Here is a 5,302-nt window from a genome sequence, read left to right as displayed (position 1 = left end):
TCGGGTGCGGGATCAGTGCGTCGCCGCCCTGGTGGAAGAAGATTTCCAGATCCTGGCGGGCAGCGTGGAAAACCTTGATGATGCGTTCGTCCGCCATCAGCTCCCAGAAGGGCTCCAGATCAATGCCCTCGGCGAGCGGATCGATGATGACCTCGGTCTCGCCGGCCGCCGCCTGGATCAGGCAGAGCTGGGGCCAGTAGACCGTCTCGCGCATGAATTCGGTATCAACGGCCACATAGGGATGTTGGAGGAGGGCGTCACAGGCCGCTTCGAGGGCCTTCGTCGTNNGTAATCATGTTCATGAAACGGCCCTTTAGCGCGGACCGGATGGTTTGGCTATCGTTTCGGCCAGCCCGGACACGCTTTCCGGACTGACCGATGCGATCAGGGCTCACGCCCCGGGCCCTCCCGTTCAGGCTTGTGCGCCGCGGCGCAGGTTGAGACGCCACAGGATGAACAGCACGGCCAGAGCCGAGACGACCGCAATCATCAGGAAGGCCATCTGGATCGGCAGCTGCAGAAGGGCGATACCGGCCAGGGTGAACTGACCCATCGTGGCTGTTGCGGCATTCATGATCCCGCCGGCCGCCAGCAGGCGACCCCGCAGCTCCGCCGGAGCCCGGCGCTGGGCCATCGCCTGCAGCGGCACCACGAACAGGCCGGCCGACACGGCCGCGAGGCCGAGATCGATCAGGATGCGCCAGTTGGCCTTGTCGGCCAGAAAGGCGTTGGCGCCGATCAGGGGTGAGCCCTCCGGCACCAGCGGATTGGACCAGGTGATCAGGGCCACATCGGTCGTGAACACCACAAGGCCGATCGCGCCGACAATCGAGAACAGCAGGGCGTCTCCCTTGCCTGACAGGGCGCCGCACAAGAGGGCTCCGATCGCCGCCCCGATTGTGAACAGCGCGCTGAACAGCAGGACCACGCTTGCATCGGCGCCCAGAACCGAGGCCGTGAAGACCGGCATCAGCGTGATGATCGAGGCGGCCAGCATCCAGAACCAGGCCGCGCCCAGAAGTGGTCTGAGCACCTGGGGCGCCTTGAAGGCAAAGCGGAGAACCCGGACGGTTTCCCAGACAAAATTGAAGCTCAGCGGCATGTCGGGCTGTGACGCCTTGGCCTCAGGCAGCTGGCGGCTTGCCAGCCAGCCCAGAACGGCCATCACGACCAGGCCCATGCCGACAAGTTCAGGGCCGAAGGACTGCATCACCAGCCAGGTTCCCAGCCCGATTCCGACCAGCACCGAGACATTCAGCAGGCCTGACATCATGGCGTTGGCCGGCACCAATTCTTCCGGTTTCAACAGCGTCGGCAGGGCCGAATTCTTGGCTGGCGTGAAAAAGGCTGACTGGGTGCCCATCAGGAAGAGGGCGACCATCAACAGGAGCGGTTGCTCCAGGAAAAATCCGAGCGTCACGATCGCCATCAGCCAGATCTCGGCAAACTTGGCGAAGCGCATGATGCGGGTGCGGTCAAACTTGTCGGCCATCCGCCCGGCAATCGCGGAAAACAGGAAGATCGGCACGGTGAAAAGCGAGGCGGCGATGGGGACCATCATCGAGCGATCGAGGTCGAACAGGGTCAGCCCGCCGAAAGTGACAAGGGTTACGAGTGAGTAGCGGAAGAAATTATCATTGAAGGCGCCCAGCGACTGGGCGAGCAGAAGCGGCAGGAAGCGGCGCTGGGTGATCAGCTGGGCGGCGATTTTGGCACTCATGAGCGGGCCTCCTTGTGGGCCTGACCCTCGGCTTCGAGGGCGCGGGTGCGGGTTTCGATGGTCAGTTTCAAACGGGGCAGGAAGGCGTCGCGCGGCAGGCCGGGCGGGATCGGGTCGAGAAACTCGACCACGGCGGGGCCGGATTGCTTCTGCCAGCGGTTTTGCGGCCAGCGCAGGCCGGTATTGGTGGCGACCGGGATGACCGTCCGTCCAAGCGTCTCGTACATGAGGTGAACACCCTTGCGGTAGCGATAGCTCTCGCCAACCTCTGGCAGGCGACCTTCCGGATAGATCAGCAAGGGTCGTGGATCATCGCCAGCGGCATCGATGGCCGCCTGCAGGCCGCCCTGGGCGCCGGTCAGGCCGGGAGAATTGACCATGGTCGCGCCGGAAGTCCGGACAATGCGGCCGATTAGCGGAAATTTTCCGATCTCATTGCCGATCACGAAATTGATGTCGCCCATGATCGCCATCATCAGGAAGCCGTCAGCCCAGGACTGGTGCTTGGCGGCAATGATGACAGGCCGACCGGTCGGCGGCATGCCGCGAACTTCGATGGGAGCACCGAGAAGCGTTGCCATCAGGCCGCGCACGGTCCGGCAGGCGGCGCGCATGACGGCCTTGAGGCCGCCGCGCCAGCCGGTGAGGGCGATCAGCCAGGCGATGATGGCGAAAACGCCCAGCACCGGCCAGAAAGCGAGATTGAACAAGGTCGAACGCATCGGATCCTCCCAGGATCGTCAAGGCGGACTGCAGCTTACGCGCAGATCCGGGCCTCGTCCGTCGAGCTGCGGGTCTCACCCTGCGACGCTTTGTGGCGCGGGGCAAACTCGGTCTCGAGCTGGCGTGAGCGGGTCTCGACCCGACGTTCCAGCGTGGCCAGGGCCAGATCGCGATCTTCGCCGGGCTGGATTGGGTCGAGGAATTCGATCACGGCCGTCCCCTTGAACTTGGACCATTGCTGCTGCGGCCAGCACTGCCCCAGATTTGTCGCGACCGGGATGATCGCGCGGTCCAGGGCGCGAGCCATGTGCCAGACGCCGGAGCGATAGCGCATGCCGGTGCCAACGGCCGTCAGATGGCCTTCCGGATAGATCAGAACCGGGCGGGGGCGGCCTTCGCCCTGGGAGCGGGCAATGCCCGCCATCATGCTCGCGCGCGCTGCCGTGCCGCCCTGGTTGGACAGGACAATGGCGCCGCAACGCTTGAGCACCCAGCCGATCAGCGGGAATTTCAGCATGTGATCGCCGCAGACGAAATTCACGTCACCACATTTGGCCATCATCACGATGCCATCGCCCCAGGACTGGTGCTTGGCGCCGATCACGACAGGCTGATCCTTGGGCGGCGTGCCGCGAACCTCGACCTTGATCCCGCAAATCCAGCGCATCAGGTGCAGCGTTGCACGGGAGTAGGAGCGCAGGCCGTGCATCAGCACAGTGCGGCCGGGAAAGAGCGCCAGGACGGCGCAGATTATGGCGTAGACGCCGGAGAGCGACCAGTAGGCGATGTTGAAGATGAAAGAGCGCATGATGCGTGTCCTGTCATTCGTTGAAACGGGGGTGGCGCTCAGGAGCGCAGAACGGCCATGATGCCGCGGGTGAACTGGTCGATATGGGCCGAGAGCGGGCGCTCAATTCGTCCATAAAGGCTGTATTCGGCGGCTTGCATGACCACGCCCAGCGCCATGGCCGAGCGCAGTTCAGGATCGCCTTGCGGGATCTCATCGCGCTCCATCGCCTGGGCGATGCACTCCGTCATCAAATCGGACGGGTCAGCGCCGCCATCACCTGAGGCGGCGATGAAATAGTTGCGATGGGTGAGGTGATAGGTGAATTGCGCCGGGTCCTCGTCGGCCAGCGTGCAATAGGCGGTGACCAGGGCGCGCGCGATCTCCTCAAGCGAGGCGTCGGGCTTGAGATGACTGGCGACCATGTCGAGGAGTTTCTTGTGGATGGCCTCGAACATCAGACGGGCCAGCGCGTCCTTGGATTTGAAGTGGCGATACATGGCGCCATCGGAAATCGTGCAGGCCTCGGCGATCTGCTTGATCGAGACGCCGTCCATGCCGTGACTGGCGAAGAGCTGCAGGGCGGCGCGTTCGATCCGGGCCTTGGTGGTCCCGGTCTTGGCGGTCACACCGATATTCGGGTTGGAGCCTTCAAACAGGTCTTCGCGAAGCATTCCGGTCATGTCCCATCCCCCTCAGGGCTGTAAGTGAATGATCATTTACAAGCTGTTTAGCGGGGCTCTCGCGGGCATGCAAGTGAATAGTCATTTACATGCCGCATTTTTTTTGGATCACCGCCTGGGGGAGCGGCTCAAAAGCGCGACCATTTGCGGGTTGCCGGGCTTTCCCCGGCTCGAAAGGGGCGTGAATTCGCGACCCCGGACTCGGCTTCAACGCGTTGAAAGCGTGCCTTGAATTTCAATATTCCCTTGCCACACACGGTAATCCGGCCGGCCGATTAGCGAATAATTTAATATTACCGGGTAGCGTCATCGTACCGAACGGCATTTGAGATCAACCGAAAACAGGTTGGCCGGGCCGGACCGGTGGTGGAATGCAGAAAGCGTGGGGAGCCAAGAAATGGCGACGATTAACACGAATGCAGGGGCCATGGTCGCCCTGCAGAGTCTCAGACAGACCAATCGGGACCTGGAAACTGTCCAGGCCCGGATCAATACCGGCCTGGCCGTTGGCTCGGCGAAGGATAATGGCGGCGTTTACGCGATTGCCCAATCCATGCGGGCCGATGTGCGCAGTTATAGTGCGGTGGCCCAGTCGCTCGACCTGTCAGCGTCGACGGTTGATGTCGCCCTGGCCGGTGGCGAGGCGATCTCCGACATTCTCGTCGAGATGAAGGAAAAGGCGCTCGGCGCGTCCGACACCTCGCTCGACCAGGCGTCGCGGGATGCTCTCAACGAAGATTTCAAGGCCTTGCGGGACCAGATCGGCAAGATTGTCGAGACGGCTGAGTTCAATGGCACCAATCTGGTCAATGGCTCGCTGTCCCAGATTTCAGCCCTCGCCAATGCGTCGGGGACCTCGACCCTCACCATCGCGGCGGAGGACTTGTCGCTGGGCGGCGCAGTGGTGACCGTGGCGGCGACATCATCCTTTGCCTCGGCGGGTGATGCCAGCACGCTCGTCGCGACGATCGAGTCGTCGCTGGACAATCTCAATGCCTCCCTGGCGCGGCTGGGGACCGGGTCGAAGTCGCTGGGCATTCACAAGGCCTTCGTGGGCAAGCTGTCTGATGCGTTGGAGAAGGGGATCGGCAATCTCGTCGATGCGGATCTGGCCAAGGAGAGCGCCCGGCTTCAATCACTTCAGGTAAAGCAGCAGCTGGGTGTACAGGCGCTCTCCATCGCCAATTCCTCACCCGCAACCATCCTGGGGTATTTCCGCTAGTCAGCGGTTGGACGAATACATTCTTTCTGGTGGCGCGGCCCGCAAGGGCGTGCAACTGGGGGCGCTTCGGCGCCCCCTTTTTTGACGCGCATTTACGGCGCCCGAGGGGGGGTGATCCGCTCTGGCGTCAGCCACAGCGGGTTTCAAAGCGCTGCTCCTCACTGGAG

At 62.9% G+C, this 5,302-nt stretch carries 5 protein-coding genes and 1 pseudogene; 1 reads left to right on the top strand and 5 read right to left on the bottom strand.

The window, feature by feature from the left end:
• The 5 genes and pseudogenes from JXQ94_RS07615 to JXQ94_RS07595 all read right to left on the bottom strand — a co-directional run.
• Positions 1-286, bottom strand: a pseudogene (locus JXQ94_RS07615) (ribonuclease D); the annotation flags it as partial.
• Between the two features lie 126 nt (positions 287-412).
• On the bottom strand, positions 413-1,720 hold the full coding sequence (locus JXQ94_RS07610) for an MFS transporter (RefSeq protein WP_421923166.1): 1,308 nt from the start codon (positions 1,718-1,720) through the stop codon (positions 413-415).
• Complete coding sequence (locus tag JXQ94_RS07605) at positions 1,717-2,442, bottom strand: lysophospholipid acyltransferase family protein (protein WP_421923165.1); 726 nt, start codon at positions 2,440-2,442, stop codon at positions 1,717-1,719. Before JXQ94_RS07605 ends, JXQ94_RS07610 begins: the two co-directional genes overlap by 4 nt.
• A 35-nt stretch (positions 2,443-2,477) precedes the next feature.
• Complete coding sequence (locus JXQ94_RS07600) at positions 2,478-3,251, bottom strand: lysophospholipid acyltransferase family protein (protein WP_421923164.1); 774 nt, start codon at positions 3,249-3,251, stop codon at positions 2,478-2,480.
• Positions 3,252-3,289: 38 nt separating this feature from the next.
• Entirely contained in the window at positions 3,290-3,913 is a 624-nt protein-coding gene (locus JXQ94_RS07595; protein ID WP_421923163.1) for a TetR/AcrR family transcriptional regulator, read from the bottom strand.
• Positions 3,914-4,310: 397 nt separating this feature from the next.
• On the opposite strand from JXQ94_RS07595, the gene JXQ94_RS07590 reads away from it, so the two are divergent.
• Positions 4,311-5,135: a flagellin gene (locus tag JXQ94_RS07590; RefSeq protein ID WP_421923162.1), complete on the top strand. Its 825-nt coding sequence runs from the start codon at positions 4,311-4,313 to the stop codon at positions 5,133-5,135.
• The last annotated feature ends 167 nt before the right edge of the window (positions 5,136-5,302 follow it).

The sequence above is a fragment of the Maricaulis maris genome, from assembly GCF_049116555.1.
In the GTDB taxonomy this organism is placed as follows: domain Bacteria; phylum Pseudomonadota; class Alphaproteobacteria; order Caulobacterales; family Maricaulaceae; genus Maricaulis; species Maricaulis maris_C.
Note: the sequence above shows the minus strand (reverse complement) of the source record. Positions and strands in the feature narration are given on the sequence as shown.

Excerpts from the sequence above, each read along its gene's own strand:
- JXQ94_RS07605 (WP_421923165.1), bottom strand. The coding sequence starts at position 2,442 with ATGCGTTCGACCTTGTTCAATCTCGCTTTCTGGCCGGTGCTGGGCGTT.
- JXQ94_RS07590 (WP_421923162.1), top strand. The coding sequence starts at position 4,311 with ATGGCGACGATTAACACGAATGCAGGGGCCATGGTCGCCCTGCAGAGT.
- JXQ94_RS07610 (WP_421923166.1), bottom strand. The coding sequence starts at position 1,720 with ATGAGTGCCAAAATCGCCGCCCAGCTGATCACCCAGCGCCGCTTCCTG.
- JXQ94_RS07595 (WP_421923163.1), bottom strand. The coding sequence starts at position 3,913 with ATGACCGGAATGCTTCGCGAAGACCTGTTTGAAGGCTCCAACCCGAAT.
- JXQ94_RS07600 (WP_421923164.1), bottom strand. The coding sequence starts at position 3,251 with ATGCGCTCTTTCATCTTCAACATCGCCTACTGGTCGCTCTCCGGCGTC.